The 14659-nt window shown below is 64.0% G+C and carries 12 protein-coding genes and 1 pseudogene; 4 read left to right on the top strand and 9 right to left on the bottom strand.

Going from position 1 to position 14659, the window contains the following annotated elements; translation table 11 throughout:
• Positions 1-66 precede the first annotated feature (66 nt).
• Complete coding sequence (locus RWL87_RS07525) at positions 67-525, bottom strand: pyridoxamine 5'-phosphate oxidase family protein (RefSeq protein WP_313969440.1); 459 nt, start codon at positions 523-525, stop codon at positions 67-69.
• A 146-nt stretch (positions 526-671) separates the two neighbouring features.
• Between RWL87_RS07525 and RWL87_RS07520 the strand changes: the two genes are divergently transcribed.
• Together RWL87_RS07520 and RWL87_RS07515 are read left to right on the top strand one after the other, a co-directional pair.
• Positions 672-2417 (top strand): methyltransferase, encoded by a 1746-nt coding sequence (locus tag RWL87_RS07520; protein WP_313969439.1) that lies wholly within the window; start codon positions 672-674, stop codon positions 2415-2417.
• A gap of 2 nt (positions 2418-2419) precedes the next feature.
• Complete coding sequence (locus RWL87_RS07515) at positions 2420-2938, top strand: pyrimidine dimer DNA glycosylase/endonuclease V (RefSeq protein WP_313969438.1); 519 nt, start codon at positions 2420-2422, stop codon at positions 2936-2938.
• A 178-nt stretch (positions 2939-3116) separates the two neighbouring features.
• On the opposite strand, the gene RWL87_RS07510 is transcribed toward RWL87_RS07515, so the two are convergent.
• The 3 genes from RWL87_RS07510 to RWL87_RS07500 all read right to left on the bottom strand — a co-directional run bounded on the left by RWL87_RS07510 (position 3117) and on the right by RWL87_RS07500 (position 5948).
• Positions 3117-4205 (bottom strand): LLM class flavin-dependent oxidoreductase, encoded by a 1089-nt coding sequence (locus RWL87_RS07510; protein WP_313969437.1) that lies wholly within the window; start codon positions 4203-4205, stop codon positions 3117-3119.
• A gap of 334 nt (positions 4206-4539) precedes the next feature.
• Complete coding sequence (locus tag RWL87_RS07505) at positions 4540-5037, bottom strand: GyrI-like domain-containing protein (protein ID WP_049338580.1); 498 nt, start codon at positions 5035-5037, stop codon at positions 4540-4542.
• Positions 5037-5948 (bottom strand): rhodanese-related sulfurtransferase, encoded by a 912-nt coding sequence (locus RWL87_RS07500; RefSeq protein WP_313969436.1) that lies wholly within the window; start codon positions 5946-5948, stop codon positions 5037-5039. The genes RWL87_RS07505 and RWL87_RS07500 overlap by 1 nt, the downstream gene beginning before the upstream one ends.
• Positions 5949-6136: 188 nt before the next feature.
• On the opposite strand from RWL87_RS07500, the gene RWL87_RS07495 reads away from it, so the two are divergent.
• Positions 6137-8914: a DEAD/DEAH box helicase gene (locus RWL87_RS07495; protein WP_313969435.1), complete on the top strand. Its 2778-nt coding sequence runs from the start codon at positions 6137-6139 to the stop codon at positions 8912-8914.
• A 40-nt stretch (positions 8915-8954) separates the two neighbouring features.
• On the opposite strand, the gene RWL87_RS07490 is transcribed toward RWL87_RS07495, so the two are convergent.
• From RWL87_RS07490 to RWL87_RS07470, 5 genes are all read right to left on the bottom strand, one after another.
• The gene (locus RWL87_RS07490; protein WP_313969434.1) at positions 8955-9545 is read right to left on the bottom strand and encodes an Rv3654c family TadE-like protein; all 591 of its coding nucleotides are present in this window, start codon (positions 9543-9545) and stop codon (positions 8955-8957) included.
• Positions 9514-10005 (bottom strand): TadE family type IV pilus minor pilin, encoded by a 492-nt coding sequence (locus tag RWL87_RS07485; protein WP_313969433.1) that lies wholly within the window; start codon positions 10003-10005, stop codon positions 9514-9516. The genes RWL87_RS07490 and RWL87_RS07485 overlap by 32 nt, the downstream gene beginning before the upstream one ends.
• 81 nt (positions 10006-10086) lie before the next feature.
• The gene (locus tag RWL87_RS07480; RefSeq protein WP_070691115.1) at positions 10087-10716 is read right to left on the bottom strand and encodes a DUF4244 domain-containing protein; all 630 of its coding nucleotides are present in this window, start codon (positions 10714-10716) and stop codon (positions 10087-10089) included.
• Positions 10717-10844: 128 nt separating this feature from the next.
• Positions 10845-12068, bottom strand: a complete 1224-nt coding sequence (locus RWL87_RS07475; RefSeq protein ID WP_313969432.1) for a type II secretion system F family protein — start codon at positions 12066-12068, stop codon at positions 10845-10847.
• A gap of 43 nt (positions 12069-12111) precedes the next feature.
• On the bottom strand, positions 12112-13659 hold the full coding sequence (locus tag RWL87_RS07470) for an ATPase, T2SS/T4P/T4SS family (RefSeq protein ID WP_313969431.1): 1548 nt from the start codon (positions 13657-13659) through the stop codon (positions 12112-12114).
• Between the two features lie 398 nt (positions 13660-14057).
• Here RWL87_RS07470 and RWL87_RS07465 point away from each other — a divergent pair.
• Positions 14058-14659: pseudogene (locus tag RWL87_RS07465) on the top strand (bifunctional 3'-5' exonuclease/DNA polymerase); the annotation flags it as partial.

Here is a 14659-nt window from a genome sequence, read left to right as displayed (position 1 = left end):
CCGAGGAGGTGGTGTGTGCACGAGGTGTGTGCGGGGCGTGTGTGCGGTACCCGCGAACCGATGCTTCTAGCTGGTGAGGGTGTCCGAGTCGGGGTGGGTGCCGTCCAGGTAGGTGGGCAGCAGCGGATATTCGCGGCCGTACACGGTCTGCGGCACGATGCGCACCCACTGCATTTCGTGGGTTTCGGAGTCGGGCAGGTCGAAGGTGCGCACGATCTGCGGGGTCATTTCCGGCGGCAGCCAGTGCGCAATACCGACCACGATGACGGAGCGGATACCGTCTTCGAGGGTCTCATCGATTTCGAAGGCGACGCGGCGGCTGACCACCACGGAGGAGAACTTATTGCCGCGGGTGGTGCGGATGTAGATTTCCTGGGTGTCACCCTGGTGGGCGACGGCGTAGAGCACGGGTAGCACATCAACGTGCTGTCCGTCAGTGAGGATGAGGCGGCCGAGAGTGTTAGCGTGCAGGCGCTCCCAGCACTTGTCGACGCTGATGCTTTCATCGGGGTACAGGTTACTCATGGTTTCAGTGTATGCGATGGGGTGGGCACTCTTGCTGTATGTGACGGTTTTGGTCAGTGGGTGGGTCGGAGAAGCATCAGTCGGTTCAGCGTAGCCGCGCGGTTAGGCAGGGCGGCAGGGTGCAGCGGGTGCGTAGAATGGTGTGCATGACTATTTCTGCCGCCACTTTCGCCCCCGAGTACGCCGCTGTTGCGGATGCTCCCCGCAGCGATGATTACGCCCGCCTGACCCGCATCCGTGAACGCCTGCTGGCGTTGAATTACAGCTATGACGCTGTGCAGGAGCTGCTGGGTGTTGAGGCGGCTGAGGCGATGGCTCGCGACCAGGTGGTTCCGGGCCTGTGGCGTGTGGAGCACATTCTGCACGGCGATTACAGCGCAGAGGAGAAGAACCTGGCGCGCCTGCTGGCGTTTTTCTTGCTGGCTCGCCCGCTCACTGAGGCTGAGGCAGCTGAGGTTTTCGCAGATACCCTGGTTGATTTTGAGGACGCCGCGCTGATTGAGCGCGACGCGGCGAATCGCTGGACCGCCAGCGTTGACCTGCGCCCCCACGCCGCCGATGACGGCACCGAAATCTTTGTTGCCGCTGACCTGGGTGCGCATCAGCGTCCCGGCGTGCTCCGCAAGGATCACGTGCTCGGCATTGGTCACGCCTCCCTGACTCTGGCGCAGATTACCGAGCGCACCCCCGTCAAGCGTGCTCTGGATGTGGGCACCGGCTGCGGTATTCAGACCTTCCACCTGCTCGCCCACGCTGAGCACGTGACCGCTACCGATATTTCGGAGCGTGCCCTGGCGTTCACCCGTTTTAACCTGCTGCTGAACGCGCAGGCGCTCAATATTGACCCGCAGAACCCGCAGGCGCGCGTGAGCTTGCGCATGGGTTCCCTGCTGGAGCCGGTCGCCGGTGAGCTTTTTGACCTGGTGGTGTCGAACCCGCCGTTCGTGATTACCCCGCGTGTTGCCGGTGAGAGCGCCGAGGAGCAGTTCACCTACCGTGACGGCGGCCTGCCCGGTGATGAGATTGTGAGCACGATGGTGCGTCAGCTGCCGTCGGTGCTGGTGCCCGGTGGCCGCGCGCAGATGCTGGGCAACTGGGAGATTATTCGCGACTCCGAGGACCCGGAAGCACCCCGCCCGTGGGATGAGCGCCCGCGTGCCTGGGTTGCCGACGGTGGCGCGGAGGCGTGGTTCATTCAGCGTGAGGCGCTGACCCCCGCCTCCTACGCGGAGACCTGGCTGAAGGATGCGAGCGAGAACCGCGACCGCAGCCACTACGAGCAGACCTACGTGGCGTACCTGAACGACTTCGCTTCCCGGAACGTTCATTCTATTGGTTTCGGCATGATTTGGCTGCGCCGCCCGAGCGAATCCACCGCGGCAGGCGTAACCGAGCCCCTGCAGCGTTTCGAGGAAATCACCTACCCGATTCAGCAGCCCATCGCCCGTGCCCTCACCGAGTCCGTGCGCCGCTACGACCGCCTCGCCGCCATGGACGATGAGGCGCTGCTCGCCGCACACCTGGAGGTCGCCGAGGACGTCACCGAGGAACGCCACGGCCGCCCCGGTGCCGAGCACCCCAGCGTCATTTTGCTGCGTGCCGGTTCGGGTCTGTGCCGTACCCAGCTACTTTCCACCGAGACGGCTGGCTTTGCGTCGGCGAGCGATGGTGAGCTTGCCGTGGGTCAGATTGTGGCGGCTCTTGCCATGCTGCTGTCCTGGCCCGAATACGACGAGGCGGCAGCCGCGGCACGCGGTACGCAGGAGCAGCATCCGCGAGATACCCTGCTGCACGCGGTGCGCGAGCTGGTACTTAAGAGCTTCCTGCACTTTAGCGACGAGCACGCGGGCACAGAATCGACTGCCGCAAACACGGCAGAAGAGCAGGGCTAAGCGTGCGCATTTGGTCCCTGCACCCTTCCCTGCTCGATCGCCGCGCCCTGGTCGCCTGCTGGCGTGAAACCCTGCTGGCGCAGAAGGTTCTGCGGGGTCTGACCCGTGGGTACACGAACCATCCGCAGCTGATTCGTTTTCGCGCGCATCCGCAGCCGCTGGAGGCGGTTGCCGCTTACCTGTCCGGGCTGGCGGATGAGGCGGATGCCCGCGGCTACTCTTTCAACCGTGCGCTGATTGGTTCGGGCGAAGAGAGCACGAGCAATAACAGCACAGGTGAAAACGGCGCCGGCAAGGCGGAATACCCGTACGCTTCGGTCGCGCGTATTCCCGTTCCTCTCGGTCAGCTGGAGTACGAGCTCGCTTTCCTGCAACACAAGGTGGCGGGGCGTGACCCCGAGTGGGAGCACCAGCTACGAGAGCGCCTGGCGGCGCGCGGCGAGTTGGCGGCGTGTGCGCATCCGTTGTTTGAGGTGGTTCCGGGCGCTATTGAGCCCTGGGAAAAGACGAAGGACTTCTAAGCAGAAGGATTTCCAAGAGTTTGAGCATAGTAATGCCCCGGCGGTAACCCTTGCGGGTGCCTGCCGGGGCATTACTGTAGGCTCAAGCTGTATAGGAACAAGCATCTCAGCGCGTTACAGAGCGCCGGGAACAGCTTGGCACCGGGTCTTTTACTTCAGGGTCTTTACCACAGGGCCTTTACTTGGTGGTCAGTGCGGGCTTGATTTCCTTGACGATGGCATCCAGCATCTTCAGATTGAAGTCCACGCCCAGCTGGTTCGGAATGGTCAGCAACACGGTATCTGCCGCCTGAACTGCCTCGTCACGTGCGAGCTCTTCCGCAATATCCGCCGGGTCGCCAATGTAGCTACGACCAAAGCGCGAGAAGGCATTGTCGATAATGCCGGTGTAATCCTGCGAATCCTCCACGGCGCGGCGACCAAAATAGCGTGCCGAGGTTTCATCGATAATGGGCAGCACCGAACGGGAGACCGAAACACGCGGAACACCCGAGTTGCCCGCCTTCACCCACTCGGAACGGAAGAGGCGAATCTGCTGAGCCTGCTGCTGATCGAAGGGAATGCCCTTATCTTCCAGCATCAGGGTCGAGGACATGAGGTTCAGGCCCTTCTGCGCGGTCCACACGGCGGTGCTATCGGTGCCCGCGCCCCACCAAATGCGGTCGCGCAGACCCGGCGACTGCGGCTGGATGGGGGCGTACTTGCCCGCCACGCGAGCACTGGGAGCCATACCCTCACCCTCAATTGCCTTGAGGAAAATGTCGAGGTGACGGCGCGCCATATCGCCCTCATTTTCGCCTTCTGCCGGGTAGTAGCCGAAGCTCTCAAAGCCGCGGATGACAGATTCGGGCGAGCCGCGGGAGACGCCGAGCTGCAGTCGACCCGCCGCGATGAGGTCAGCCATGGCGGCAAGTTCAGCCATGTAGAGCGGGTTTTCGTAGCGCAGATCAATCACGCCGGTGCCCAGCTCAATACGCTCGGTCTTTGCGGCGATGGCGGAGAGCAGCGGGTAGGGGGTTGCCTGCTGCTGGTCGAAGTGGTGCACGCGGAAGAACGCGCCGTCCAGGCCGATATCCTCGGCACCTACGGCAAGGTCAATTGCCTGGTGCAGGGATTCTGCCGCGCTGGGTACGCGGGAACCGGGAACCTCAGCCCAGTGACCGAAGGAGAGGAAGCCGAGCTTCTTTTCGGTGCCAGCCTTGGGTTCGAGGTGGCTGATGTCGATGGACTCGTCGAACTGTACGGTGTTGTTGGTGGGGGTGTTCATTGTTTTTTTCCTTTGCGGATTGTGCTCGGTTCTCGTTTATCCCCGAGCTGTTGATATAATCCTAGACCTCAAATACTTTACATGTCAAGTAATTTGAAGTGGAGACGTTCCACACTAAGATCAAAGCATGTCAGAGGGTTTTATATAACAAAATACTGTCTTCTTCCCCCGGCTAGAATCCACACTAATACCCAACACGGCCCCCGAATTACTACCAAGCACAAGCGCACGCAAAAGCCCGGCGGCACGAACACATCGCGCCACCGGGCTCTTCTAATCAACAGCTAAAACTGCAAGCCATAACGACAGAAACAAACTGCCGAGACGAACTACATTAGGAACGCTTCGCCAACGGAACCCACAGCTCCATGCGGTAATCAGCCGCCTGCATATCGCCGCGACCATACACCTCAAGGCCACCGACCGGGCGGTACTGCGGATTCTTCGCGAAGAACGCCTCCTCAAAGCTCGCAAAACCAGCCGGAATGGACTCCGAAATCGGGCCGGTCACCTCAACCACCGCGTAGGTGCTCGCAGGCAGTTCCAGCACGCCCAGACCGAGCTTTGCCGCGCTCGCCGGCTCCGACACCAGGAAGCCCGCGGTGTAGCGGACCTGACCCTTCGGGTTCGGCTGAGTACACACGCCCAGGTACTGGGTCACGTTCAGAACATCCAGCATCGCCGGGGACGCCTTCTGATTCAGCTCATCCCACAGCGAAGAAAAGTCGCCGTCCAGGGGGAACACCTGCGAAACGCCGGCGACAACCATCGCCGGGTGCTCCTCGATGCGGGGTTCAGAAATCTGAACCGCACCGCCCTTAGCGGCTGCCATTAGGCGTTCGCCTTAGCTGCTTCGCGGTCCACCAAGCACTCGGGCACGCAGTGGCGCTTCGCATCATCAGCTGCGCACTCGGGGCAGAGCAGAACCAGCTCGCGGCAAGAATCGTTGGAGCAGTTCTCGAACTTGTTCGAGGGCGCGCCGCACTGTTCGCACTTGCCAATGGTGACGGTGTCCGGCGTAAACTCCATGTGCATGCGCTTGTCGAAGACGTAGAGCGAGCCTTCCCAGAGTTCCTTGTCGCCGTACTTCTCGCCGTAACGCACGATGCCGCCGTCGATCTGGTAGATTTCCTTGAAGCCGCGGTTCTTCATCAGCGCGGAGAGAATCTCGCAGCGGATACCGCCGGTGCAGTAGGTGACGACCGGCTTGTCCTTAATGTGATCGTACTTGCCGGATTCAATCTCGCGGATGAAGTCATGGGTGGTGCGCACGTCGGGAACGATAGCGTTCTTGAACTTGCCAATCTTAGCTTCGAAAGCGTTACGGCCATCAAAGAAGACCACCTCGTCACCGCGTTCTTCGACGAGCTTATTTACCTCTTCGGGCTTCAGGTGTACGCCGCCGCCAACGACGCCATTCTCGTCCACCTGCAGCTCGTCGGGAGCACCGAAAGCCACAATCTCGTCGCGAGCCTTCACGGACAGGCGGGGGAAGTCCTCCGCGCCACCCTCGGACCACTTGAACTCCATGTTCTTGAAGCCGGGGTACTTGCGGGTTTCCTTGGTGTACGCCTTGACCGCGTTAATCTCGCCGCCGAGGGTGCCGTTAATGCCGTGCTTGGAAATGAGGATGCGCCCGCGCAGGCCGAGCTTCTCACAGAGGGCACGCTGCCAGAGCATGACCGCCTGCGGGTCGGCGATGGGGGCGAACTGGTAATACAGAATAATCTTATTTTGAGCCACGAAACTATTTTATCGTCATATACGCCTAAAGCATGCAGATTTTTTGATATGTGCGCGCTGACTACGGAGGCGGCGGGGCTGGGACGGCATTGGGGCGGGTTCGGAGCGTGCGCTTGTGAAGGCTCGGGGCGCGGATTGAGCGCGGCATATGACCGGCGGCAGGTCGGGTTTTAGCCCGCCACTCTACAATGGAACCCATGCCGCACAGCACCCCTCCACAGAATCCCAGCCAGCGCCCCGAACAGCAGCCCGTGCACCAGTCTGTACACCAACCTGACCAGGCACAGGGGCAGTCTGCGGCGCACCTCAAAACGCTACGCTACCGCGAGCTGCCCGCGAGCGCACAGCAGGTGCTGGCGTCACTGTTGCCGGAGGCGGAACGTACCGGAACCCTGCCCGAGCATGTGACCCATATTCACACCATTGCCGCTAGGGAGGCGAACTACGCGCCGTGGCCGCAGTGGTTGCATCCGCGTGTGGTGGAGGCCTTTGAATCACTCGGCATTGCCGAACCCTACGCCCACCAGGTGCAGGCAGCGAACGCCGCCCACGCGGGTCTTGATGCGGCGCTGGCGGCGAGCGCGGCGCGCTACGGCTGGCAGGCGGGGCGCATCGAGGCTGAGCATACTAAGGCGGGGGCTCCCGCACACGCCGAAGATACGAAGAGCACCGGCGGGCACGTGATTGTGGCGACGGGTACCGCCTCGGGCAAGACCCTGAGCTACCTCATGCCTACCCTGGACGCTATATACCGCGCATCCTGTGGTGAACCTGTGAGCTCAACTTCCGCGTATTCTGGTTCGGAAAACCTCAATAATAGAGCGAACGTTCTCTACATTTCCCCTGCAAAGGCACTCTCCGCCGACCAGCTCACCGCCCTCACCTCCTACAACCTGCCCGGACTCCACGCGGCAAGCTACGACGGTGACACCCCAACCGGCGAACGCCGCTGGATTCGCGAGCACGCCAACTTCATCCTCACCACCCCGGACATGCTCAACTACTCGATTCTGAGCAACCACCGGCAGTGGGCCTCCTTCCTGCGCGGGCTGCGCTACGTGGTACTCGACGAGGCCCACAGCTATCGAGGGGTCTTCGGCGCGCACATCGCCAACCTGCTGCGCCGCCTGCGCCGCATCTGCGCGCTCTACCGCACCGTGCCCGTGTTCTACGGCGCCTCCGCGACCAGCTCCAACCCGGTCGAGTCCTTCTCCAGGCTCATTGGTGTGCCGCAGCAGGCGGTCACCGCCGTTACCGAGTCCACCTCCGCGCGCGGTGAAACCACCGTCGCGCTCTGGGAGCCCGAGTTCATGCCGCCCAAGGCGCAGGATCAGCTCGCCAAGGGTGCCCGCAGCACCCAGCAGCAGGCGGTTCAGTCGAAGGCTGAGCAGGAGGCGCCGCGCCGCGTCTCACCCGTGGAGCAGGGCGCGCAAATGCTCACCGACCTGGTGCTTTCCCGCACCCGCTCCCTGGTTTTCGCCGGGTCACGCCGCAGCGTCGAAATCCTCTCCCAGAAAACCCAACGCTACCTCGACGAAGTAGAGGCGGGGCTCTCCCACCGCGTCGCCGCATACCGCGCCGGATACACCCCCGAAGAGCGCCGCGAACTCGAACGCAAACTCCGCAACGGCGAACTGCTCGGCCTGGCGAGCACCTCCGCACTGGAACTGGGCATCGACATCTCCGGACTGGACGCGGTCATCGTGGCGGGCTGGCCGGGTACCCGTGCCTCCTTCATGCAGCGAGTGGGCCGCGCAGGCCGTAGCGGTCAGGATGCGCTCGCCGTGCTCATTGCCGATGACAACCCGCTCGACACCTACCTGGTGCACCACCCGGAGGCGATTTTCGGGCAGGAGGTTGAGGCGACCGTATTCGACCCGACCAACCCGTACGTGCTCTCCCCACAGCTGTGCGCCGCCGCCCAGGAGGCGCCCATCCGCGCCGAAGAGCTGAGCCTGTTCGGGCCGCACACCGCCGCGCTGCTGGACCGCCTTGTACAGCAGGGATACCTGCGTCGCCGCCCGGACGGCTGGTACTGGACGCACGCCGAATCAGCCGCCGACCTGGTCGATATTCGCGGCACCGGCGGCGGACCCTACCAGCTCATCGACGCCGAAGACGGCACCCTGGTTGGCACCATGGACGCCGCGCACGCCATGAGCCAGGGGCACCCCGGCGCAATCTACATTCACCAGAGCGCGCAGTACGTGGTCGAATCTCTCAGCGAGGGCGAGCGCGTGATTCTGCTCAGCCGCGTCTACCCGGACTACTACACGCGCGCCGTTGAGAGCACGGAGGTGCGTATTCTGGCGGAGCGTGCGCGGGTCAGCTACGGTGTGCCGGCTGGTTTTGGCGGACAGGACGTTGCGAATACTGTTCCTGAGCCTGCACCCGAAACCGACGCGCAGCAGCTCGCCCCGCTCACCATGCACCGCGGGCAAGTTCAGGTCACCGACCAGGTCACCGGCTACCGGCGTTTTTCCGTCTACGGCGGCGAATACCTGGGCGAAGAGGCGCAATCCATGCCGCCGGAAGTGCTCATGACCGAGGCGGTCTGGTTCACCTTCGAGCCCAGCTACCTGTTCGGCGCGGGCGTGACCGAAGAGGACGGTCCCGGCACCCTGCACGCCGCCGAGCACGCCGCCATCGGGCTGCTGCCGCTCATCGCCACCAGCGACCGCTGGGACTTGGGCGGACTCTCCACACTGCTTCACGTGGACACCGGCAGGCCCACCATTTTCGTCTACGACGCAGCCCCCGGTGGCGCGGGCATCAGCGAGCGCGGCTTCAACGCGGTTCAGCAGTGGCTAAGCGCCACCCTAGAAGCCATCGAAAGCTGCGGATGCGACAACGGCTGCCCCTCCTGCGTGCACTCGCCCAAGTGCGGCAACCGCAACGAGCCGCTCAGCAAGCACGGCGCGCGGGCACTGTTGAAGGCGATGCTGAGGAGCATGGCGGAGGCGTAGGGCGGGGCTGGGATGACAGCTCCCGGTGAGCGCAAATAGCCTAGTCGACGGGGTTTTCCGGTTCTGCTGGACTTTCTGGCTCAGCTGGGCTTTCTGGGTCGGCGGGGTTTTCAGGTTCGGGTTCCGAGTCCCGCGCGGCTCCCAACTCTTCTTCCAGCTCGGCGACCTCATCGGGGCTCAGCTCCTCCGCGCTCCCCGCAAATGCCTGCTCTTCTTCGGGGTGTTCGGCCCCGGCGCGGGCACGCACCCTCGCCGGGCCCAGCACACCCATGGGCCCTGCGACCGGGACGGCGACCGTCACCTCCACCGTTTCCGGGCGATCCGGAAAAGTGCAGGATTCCAGGTGCGCGCCGTGGCGTTCGGCAAGGTCCGCCGCGACCGCGCACGGGTCGCCCTCTGTGAGCCCGCGGTAGGCATCCGCCGCCGCGAGCGCACTCAAATCGGCGGCGGCGGACGCCCTGCGATTCGCAGACACCACCCCGATGAGCCCGGCAATTACCACGGTCAGCACCAGCAGCGCGGCAATAATGGCGAGGGCAAGGACGGTGCCGCTACCCTCTTCCGGCTTTTCCTCCGCGGACCGGGCGAGAACCGAGCTTTTATTCACCAACATTGCCGATGCTTTCTTCACTGCCGCCTTCAATGCGGGCGTGGGCGTCCGCCCGCAAAACCCAGCCGGTCGCCGAGCCAATCACCCCGGGGGCGGGGCGGCTCACCCGCACGTGCACCTGCCGGGCGCGCCCCTCCCCTGCATCAACTGCGCTATCAGGAGAAACGGAAATCTGCACGCTCTGTGCCGGGTCGATGCGGCTGACGGCGGAGCGAATCTGCGCCTCGGAGTCTCCGCGGGCGGCGGCGCGGGCAGCCGTTCGCGCGGACTCCTCTACCTTGAGCTGCGCAACGCCCGTGGAGGCAGCGCCCAGGCAGAGGGCGAGTACCACCGTCACGGCGGGTAGGGCGACCGCAAATTCGGCGGTAATCACGCCCTCTTCTGCGGGGCTCTTGTACGGGGTCGAGGGTGCCGGTTCCGTCCCGGTTTTCCCTGCGGGTCGAGCACACCGACAAGCACCCAAATTCATATGAGCGTTCATTCTTTATTCCTCCTTTCTTGCCTCATTTTTCGGGGTGCATAGCACCTAGAGCAAAACTCCACGATGGAATTTTCAAAAGCGCTAGAGCAGTCCCGTATTGCCCGCAATAGACAGCGCATTACGCACAATATCCAGGAGCATGGAACGCACCTCATCGGACTTGAGAATCAGCACCAGCAGACCAGCAAAGCCGACCGCCGCAAGCATCACAATGCCGTACTCCGCGGTGGAGGCGCCCTCCTCCGGATCACCCGCCGGGGCATACTCAGCGGGCGTCTTTTCATCGCCTTCAGCAGGCACGTATTCGGCACAGCCGGGCGCGTGCTCACCCAGGCTGCGGCAGGTGGCGCCGCATTCGTCCAGGGTGCAGCCCTCGGCGAGCGCTCGGGCAATGGTCAGCGCCTGCTCGGGGCTCAGGCGGTCAGTGTTCATATCCATCTCCATTTCGGCGGGGTCAATCCTAGGGCCGGCATGCTTCTGCTCAGCGCCGGTGAAAAGTTCAACATCGGTAAAAAGCTCGGGGCATTCTTCGCGCAGCTGCTTCATGGTGGTTGCAATGGCAACGGACAGCGGTACGGGACCCAGAATGGTCTGCGCTTCAGCACCGGGTGCGTGAGCCTGAATTTCACGCGGTGCGCCGACCGGGGCAGTAATCGGGGCATCGCCCGGGTGCAGGTCGTGGCGGATTGCTTCGCAGAGGGTGTTCGTCATTGGTTTTCCTTTCGTTGCGCCCCGGTCATTCGGGGCGGGGTGGGTGCTCTTCTGCCTTCGAGGCGCAGAGCGAGGGTCTAAACTTTTCGGCATTTCAGCTAGTCAACAGCGCTTATGGGCTTGGTTCTTTAGCCAGTCAGCGTGGGTAGCAGCGAAATGAGGATGGGCACAATACCCAGGCAGATAAAGGCGGGTAGCGAACACAGCCCGAGGGGCACCACGAGCGCCACGGAGAGCCTTCCTGCGGCACGTTCTGCCGCGCGGCGCTCGCTGAGGCGGTGCGCATCGGCGAGGGAGAGCAGTAGCGCAGTGCTGGGTGCGCCGCCCGTGTAGGCGGGGGCGAGCGCATCCCGCAGCTCACCGAAGGTTCCCGCCGCGGATCCCGACCAGGCGCTCCCCCAGCCGCTACCCATCTGCAGGCGTTGGCAGACCGTGCGTAGCGGTCGGCTGTTGAGCGCCTCGGCGAGGGTGCCCAGGGCGGCGAGGGGTGCGAGCCCGGCGCGTAGTTGCGCGGCGAGCAGTTCCAGCACGAGGGCGGTATCAACGGGCGGCACGTTCGAGGTTTGGTCGCCCCCGCTACCTGCCGCGCTTTCGACCTCCGCCCGATGCACGAGCGAGGCGGTCCAGCGGCGCCCGGCGAAGGCAAGCCCCAGCCCGAGCAAGCCGGTGAGCACCCCGAGGATGGAACCGGTCAGCACGCCTACGGGGTCGCTTCCCATGAGCACTCCCAACCCCAGGCCGAGCAGCGGTAGCCAGGAGAGAATCCTGCCGGTGGCGCGCGGTGCGGCGAGGGCGCTCTGCCTGCCCAGGAGCGCGTCGATGCGTTCTTCGGCGTGTTCGGCGGCGCGTTCCAGGCTCGTGGCGAGCGGCGCACCGGCGCTCTCGCTCATGCGCAGGCTCAGCTGCAGGTCGTGCAGGCGCTCGCGGCTATGCGGGCGCATCCGGGTGTTGCTTTCGAGGAGCTGTGCGCAGGCGAGGTGCGCGGGGGCACCCCAGGAGGTGACCGTGGCGAGCGCCTGCGTGAAGCGGCGAATATCTTCGGCGCATCGCTTCTGCCCGTAGTCTTCGGAGAGCGGCGAGGAGCCTCGCGCTCGTCGAGGTCGGGTGCCTTTCCGGGCACTTTTCTTCGCGAGCATTTTCCCAGTGTCCGGCACCGGTTCGTTCTCCCCGAGCTGCCCGGAGCCCGGGTTGGCGTGCACTGCCTCCTGCAGGGGAATACCGGCGCGCAGGTTCAGCGCGAGGGTGCGCAGCATGAGCGGCCACATGCGCATTTCCTCGGCGCTGGCGGGCCCGGCTAGGCGCTCAGCCCAGCGTTCGCGAAGGCTTCCGCTGCTCTTCCCTTTCTGCTTCATTGCTTCCTCCTTTCACGTTTTCCGTTTCCCCCATTTCGGAGGTCTAGTACCCAACATTGGATTCGACAGAAATACGCCTGACCTGCAGATACTCTTCGCTACCCTGCGTGGCGGGGTGCAGGCTGTAGATGCCCTCGATGCGGCGGCGACCATCCCGGTGTTCCAGGTGGATAATGCGTTCAAAAGCCGTCGCCGTATGTAGAGCGACCGTTCTACTATCCAGTCCGGCGAGCGCTCCCAGGGCGCACAAACGCAGGGGAACCGCCTGCGCGCTATTGGCGTGCAGGGTCGTTCCGGCGCCGCGGTGGCCAGTATTCATGGCGGTCAGCAGGTGCACCACCTCCGCGCCGCGACACTCACCGACCACAAGCCGATCCGGGCCCATACGCAGCGCCTGCACGATGAGCTCGCCCAGCCCGATTTCGCCGGCGCCTTCGGAGTTGGCGGCGCGGGTTTTGAGGGCGATTATCTGCTCATGCTGCGGCGCGAGTTCCGGGGTGTCTTCGAGCAGAATGAGACGCTCCTGCGGTGCACACAGCCCCAGCAGGGCGTTGAGCAGGGTGGTTTTGCCAGTGCCGGTGCCGCCGCTAATGAGGAACCCGCGGCGTTCGGCAATCATGCGGCGCAGGTAGGCGGCGGTCGCCTCATCGCACAGCCCAGTCGCCTGCAACTGCGTCAGGGTGGGGCACTCGCGGGCGGGCAGGCGAACGGAGAGCCGGGTGCGTTCACTCAGCGGCGGGATAATCGCGTGGATTCGCCGACCGTGCTCGTCGCTAATGTCAGCCGCAGGATGCGCGGCGTCCAGCTGCCCGCCGTGCCTGCGGATGAGCCGCTCGGCAAGGTCGCGCACGCGCCGCTCATTGCCGAGGCTCAGCGCTACGGGGCGAGTGGTTCCGTTGATGCCCACCCAGATATCGCAGGGCGAATTCACGTAAATATCGGTGATGGTTCCGGCGCGTTGCCCCTCGTCAAGGAGCAGGTCGAGGGCGCCGAGGCCGTAGAGTTCCGCGGCGAGGTAGCGCAGCGCGGTCTGCCGGTTGACGGGCACGTATTCCACGCTGGGGTAGCTCCAGGAGGCGGGGGTGGGCGGCGCCGTTTTAGCACGGAATTTTCGGGGCTTCGCTACATTGGTTCCGACTGTGCTCACCCCTTCAGCGCTCGCGTTCCCCCGAGCACCCTCCATGTATCCGCCGTCAATGGCGCAGATTGCCTCGTCCACGGCATTTTCGAGAATCTCGCGGAGGGGCTGGGAGTCCTGGAGCAGCCCACCGCTCGCACCACTCGTTGCGTTTACGCTGCCCGCGGGGGCCGCACTGTCAGCAACAACTACGCTCTCTGCAGGCGCGCGCTCCTCTACCGCCTCCACCCCGGCACTGAACCCGCCGCTGATTCCAACACTGAATCCGCCGCTAAAACCACCCAGAGCGATAGCGCTCATGTGCGGCGAGCGCAGAATCAGCTCGCGGGCGTGCAGGGCTACGGCGCGGGCGCGATAATCCTCGGGAATGAGCAGGGCGGGCAGCGAGTGCGCGCCGGTGTTCTGGGCGCACGCATTCTGTGTGCCCGGCTGGCTCATACTCGGCTGGTTCACTCCCTGCGCCTGCGTGCTTGGGCTCTGCGTGTTTAGACTCTGCGCGGTGCGGGTCGGGTAGCTGCTGGGGCTACCAGTGTTGCTGGCGGAATTGCTGGTGGGGTTCATGGCTCTAGGAGAGCATTGCGCCCGCCCTAAATTTTTAAGAGAATGAGCGTTCTGTGGATAACCCCGTCCTCACCCCGAAATATCCACGATGCACGCACCTCAAACGAACAAAACGCACGCATCCGGCGCTTTTATGACAAACCGCGGCGTTTTCCGCTCTCTCGCTCCCGCCGTGCTTTTCGCACGTATTCCGAGCCCGTCCCTTTCGCAAACCGCCCGTCCCCACCCGCAAACACCCGCCCGCGACCACAAACCGCGCGCCTTCGCACCCGGTCACCGATAATGGAAGAATGTACGTTCTGCTCAGTCCTGCCACCGGTGCGAGTATTACCGCCCAGACCGGTACCCCCGCGCACCCGGTCACCTCGGCTATTGCCGCGGGTGCGTCGCCGCGCGGCGCCCAGCCGGTGACGTCGTGGGGTGCTTTTCATTTTTCGGCGCCGACTGCTGAGCAGTTGCAGGACCCGACCTTTATTCCGCGAATTACGCGTGCGGATCGGGTGAGTGCGGCGAATCTTCCGGCGTATGTGCGTGAGGTGGAGCGTCAGGCTGCCGAGTCGGCGGAGGTGCGTTTTCCCCGCTGGATTTGGGCTGATACCCGCCACGTTGACCCGCTGCTTCTGCGCCGCGGGGTGCGGGTGCATCTGTGTCATGATTTGCGTCTGGTGCAACGGATTTTGGTAACTGCCGCTACGCATCCGAGCGGTTTTGTGGAGTACAGCCCGGTGCTGGATCTTTCTGATGTGCGTGAGGCGGTGGAGCCTCAGGGGTATCTGCCGGTGGCGCGGCAGATTCAGGGGCAGGAGGAGCTGTTCGGTGCCGATTTTTTGAGCGCGCCCGCGACCTCTTCCTCCGCGACCGCTACCCCCGCAAGCACCTCGCAGTCCCCCAC

This window comes from uncultured Rothia sp., from assembly GCF_963555405.1.
In the GTDB taxonomy this organism is placed as follows: Bacteria; Actinomycetota; Actinomycetes; order Actinomycetales; family Micrococcaceae; genus Rothia.
This window is presented reverse-complemented; position numbering and strand designations above follow the sequence as displayed.

What these genes read in the sequence shown, in the direction of transcription:
- RWL87_RS07525 (WP_313969440.1), bottom strand. Translation starts at nt 525, where the DNA reads ATGAGTAACCTGTACCCCGATGAAAGCATCAGCGTCGACAAGTGCTGG.
- RWL87_RS07520 (WP_313969439.1), top strand. Translation starts at nt 672, where the DNA reads ATGACTATTTCTGCCGCCACTTTCGCCCCCGAGTACGCCGCTGTTGCG.
- RWL87_RS07485 (WP_313969433.1), bottom strand. Translation starts at nt 10,005, where the DNA reads ATGAACGCTCATATGAATTTGGGTGCTTGTCGGTGTGCTCGACCCGCA.
- RWL87_RS07510 (WP_313969437.1), bottom strand. Translation starts at nt 4,205, where the DNA reads ATGAACACCCCCACCAACAACACCGTACAGTTCGACGAGTCCATCGAC.
- RWL87_RS07480 (WP_070691115.1), bottom strand. Translation starts at nt 10,716, where the DNA reads ATGACGAACACCCTCTGCGAAGCAATCCGCCACGACCTGCACCCGGGC.
- RWL87_RS07495 (WP_313969435.1), top strand. Translation starts at nt 6,137, where the DNA reads ATGGAACCCATGCCGCACAGCACCCCTCCACAGAATCCCAGCCAGCGC.
- RWL87_RS07475 (WP_313969432.1), bottom strand. Translation starts at nt 12,068, where the DNA reads ATGAAGCAGAAAGGGAAGAGCAGCGGAAGCCTTCGCGAACGCTGGGCT.
- RWL87_RS07505 (WP_049338580.1), bottom strand. Translation starts at nt 5,037, where the DNA reads ATGGCAGCCGCTAAGGGCGGTGCGGTTCAGATTTCTGAACCCCGCATC.